This window comes from Deinococcota bacterium, assembly GCA_030858465.1.
Lineage (GTDB): Bacteria > Deinococcota > Deinococci > Deinococcales > Trueperaceae > JALZLY01.
Genome location: JALZLY010000045.1, coordinates 1 through 3,689 on the forward strand (window position 1 = coordinate 1; position 3,689 = coordinate 3,689).

General features: G+C 64.9%; 3 protein-coding genes. All 3 read left to right on the forward strand.

What is annotated here, in order from left to right:
• The first annotated feature begins 238 nt into the window (after nucleotides 1-238).
• Nucleotides 239-658, forward strand: coding sequence for an Hsp20/alpha crystallin family protein (locus M3498_02415; protein ID MDQ3458149.1), 420 nt, complete (start codon nucleotides 239-241; stop codon nucleotides 656-658).
• Nucleotides 659-804: 146 nt separating this feature from the next.
• Nucleotides 805-2,379, forward strand: coding sequence for a polysulfide reductase NrfD (gene nrfD, locus M3498_02420; protein ID MDQ3458150.1), 1,575 nt, complete (start codon nucleotides 805-807; stop codon nucleotides 2,377-2,379).
• A gap of 10 nt (nucleotides 2,380-2,389) precedes the next feature.
• On the forward strand, nucleotides 2,390-3,689 hold a 1,300-nt coding region (locus M3498_02425), incomplete at its 3' end, for a molybdopterin-dependent oxidoreductase (protein ID MDQ3458151.1).

Genomic DNA, 3,689 nt, shown 5'->3' on the forward strand with positions numbered 1-3,689 from the left:
GTCTAAGATCGCACCCTCGCAGTTGATGCAGCCCTTCAGAGGCAAATCTGTGATCTACTGAAAGTACGATATAGGAAAGAACCTCTGGGAGCAGCGAACCTTTGGATACAGACCAACCGTAGCATCATCAAAATATAGTTCACCGTTTGCTCAAATCCACAGGTATCTTAAATTTATGAGCAAACCTACATACAGGAAACGTGCGAGCGCTTAGATTGAGCGCGAAAGGAAGGTCATTATGGCACGCAACCCCTGGCAAGAACTCGAGAACATGCAACGGCACCTCCGCGCCCTGCAAAACCACCCAGGGGGCGACGAAGGCATCTCGTCCTGGGTGCCCTCCACCGACATCATCGACGACGAGGACGGGCTGCACTTCTACCTCGACCTGCCCGGCGTGCAGAAGGACAGCTTAGAGGTCTCGACCGAGCAGAACACCCTGAGCGTCAAGGCGCACCGCGTCTACGAGGAGTCCCAGGGCCAGACCACGCACCGCCAGGAGCGGCCGCAGGGCTCGTTCAGCCGCTCCTTCAACATTCCCGCCAGCTACGACATCGAGGCGGTCGAGGCTTCGTACGAGGGCGGCGTCATGCACCTGAACGTGCCGCGTTCGGAAAAGACCAGGGCGCGCAAGGTAAGCGTGCAGGTCGGTTCTTGAGCGCGACCTGCGTTGCCCAATCTTTGCCCAACATCGAGGAGGCCGCCGCGCCTCCTCTTGTACTGGCTCTGCTCGAGCGCGGCAGGCAGCATCCGGCTGGGGAATGCTAGGCTGGTAGGCGAAGGTCGTTTCGAGAGGAGCCAAGCTTGCCACTTATCGAGCTCGAGCGCGAATTTCGACCCCCGCCGCAGTGGCAGAAGGTCATCGACCACACCCGCTGCATCGGCTGTCACGCCTGCACCGTCGCCTGCAAGAGCGAAAACGAGGTGCCCGTCGGCGTCACCCGCACCTACGTCAAGGCGGTCGAGACGGGCCTCTTTCCCGATACCCGCCGGCACTTCCAGGTGACGCGCTGCAACCAGTGCGCCGAGCCGCCCTGCGTCCACATCTGCCCGGTCACGGCCATGTACCAGCGAAACGACGGCATCGTCGACTTCGACAAGGATGTGTGCATCGGCTGCAAGGCCTGCATCGCCGCCTGCCCCTACGACGCGATTTTTATCAACCCCGAAGACGGCAGCGCCGAGAAGTGCAACTTCTGCACCCAGAAGCTCGACGTGGGGCTCGAGCCCGCCTGCGTCACCGTCTGCCCGACCGAGGCCATCATCATCGGTGACTTAAACGACCCCTCCTGCAAGGTCGCCGAACTGGTGGGCCGCGAGAGCATCAGCGTGCGCCGGCCCGAGAAGCACACCAAGCCCAAGCTCGCCTATCTGGGCGCCGATATCAATACTCTGGACCCCATCGCCGCCGGGACCCCGGACGGCGGGCTTTTCCAGTGGAGCGAGCAGAAGGATGACCTGGGGAACGGTTATGTCACGAGCGGCATGCCCGCGGGCTGGAGCTCGAACAACGCCGCCGCCTCGCTGCTCGCTTATGACGTCAACCACAAGCGCCCCTGGGACTTTCGCGTCAGCCTCTACACCTGGACGAAGTCGATCAGCGCCGGGGCGGGGCTCTTTACCGCGCTCGGCGTCCTCTTCGGCCTCTTGCCGCTCGAGAGCCCCCTGAGCCAGTGGGTGGCGCCCATTGTCGCGCTGGTCTTTTTGGGCGCGACCGGGGCGGTGCTCATCTGGGACCTCACTCACCCGTTGCGCTTCATCAAGATTTTTCTCAGGCCGCAGTGGCGGAGCTGGCTCGTCAAGGGTGCCTTCATCATCACGGGCTATGGCGGCGTCCTGGCGCTGTGGCTGCTCGGCTCGCTCATGGCTTGGCTCGGCCTCCAGAGTGTCCTTCTCTGGCTAGTCGTTCCCCTGGCGCTGATGACCGCCGTCTACACGGCGTTTCTGTTCGCTCAGAGCAAGGCGAGAGACCTGTGGCAGAACCCTCTGTTGCCCTTTCACCTGGGGCTCCAGGCCCTGCTGGCCGGGGCGGCGGTGATGGGCCTGGCAGCGGTGGTCTCGGGGAGCGCGCCCTTTATGACCCTGGCCCTGTGGACCCTGGGGATAAGTGTGGCGCTGCACGGCCTCGTCACCTGGGGCGAGATCGCCCTGCCGACGGTCACCGCCCACGCGCGCCTGGCCGAGGGACACCTCACCAGGGGCCTGTTCAAGAGGTACTTCTGGGGTGGGCTTCTGGGCGGCGGTCTCCTGCCCGTGGTCCTCCTCCTCGTCCTGCCTTCGCCGCTCGGTCTGGCCTTGGCGGCTGTTGCGGCCTTGGCGGGTCTCCTGGCCTTCGAGCACGCCTACGTGCAGGCCGGGCAGGCGGTGCCATTGGCATGAAGGAGGCACGGTGAGCAATCCTACCCTCAAAGACCTGGGCCGCAAGCTCGTCGACAAGATGCGCGGCAGGCCGCGACTGCTCCTCTCCGACAGCGCCCCCAAGTACGCCTCGCCCGCGGGCCACGCGCAGAGCTTTCCCGGCCCCAGCGAAATCGGCCTCGACGGCTTTCCGCCCACCGAGCGCTGGGACGACTGGCGCGAGTGGGACCCCAAGGCCTGGCCCAGACAGGTCGAGCGCGCCTATGCGCTGGTGCCGACCATCTGCTTCAACTGCGAGGCGGCCTGCGGGCTCTTGGCCTACATCGACAAGGAGACGGGCAACGTCCGCAAGCTCGAGGGCAACCCGCTGCATCCGGGCTCTCGCGGCCGCAACTGCGCCAAGGGCCCGGCGACGCACAATCAGCTTACCGACCCCGACCGCATCCTCTACCCGATGAAGCGCGTGGGCGTGCGCGGTGAGGGTAAGTGGCGGCGCGTCTCCTGGGACGAGGCGCTGGACGACATAGCCGCGCGCATCCGCGCGGACATCGTGAGCACCGGCGGCAAGGGCGTCGTCTACCACGTGGGCCGCCCCGGCGAGGACGGCTTCACCAACCGCGTCCTCCAGGCCTGGGGCGTAGACGGACACAACTCGCACACCAACGTCTGCTCGAGCAATGCTCGAGCCGGCTACGCCTTCTGGATGGGCTACGACCGCCCCTCGCCGGATTTCGCCGAGGCCGATTTTATTCTGATGGTGTCGGCGCACTTAGAGAGCGGCCACTACTTCAACCCGCACGCCCAGCGCATCGTCGAGGCCAAGGCGCGCGGCGCCAAACTGGCCGTCTTCGACCCACGCCTTTCGAATACCGCCTCCAACGCCGACTTCTGGCTGCCCTCCTACCCCGGCACCGAGGCGGCGGTCCTGCTCGCCGTCGCCAACCATCTCATCCAATCCGGGCAGTACGACCGTGACTTTATGCGAACCTGGCTCAACTGGCAAGGCTTCATGCACGACGAGCACCCCGAGAGAGAGCCTTCCTTCGAGAACTTCGAGGCGGTCCTAAAAGACCTCTACCGCGACTACAGCTTCGAGTTCGCCGCCCAGGAGTCCGGGGTGCGCCAGGACCGGATTGAAAAGGTCGCCTGGCACGTCGCTCGAGCGGGCAAACGCTTTTCCAGCTACAACTGGCGCGCCGCCGGAGCGGGCAACGAGGGCGGCTGGCAGGTGGCGCGCTGTCTGATGCTGCTCCACGCGCTGACGGGCTCGGTCGGCACCAGGGGTGGCTTCTGGCCCAATGCCTGGCACAAGTTCGTGCCCAGCTATCCTC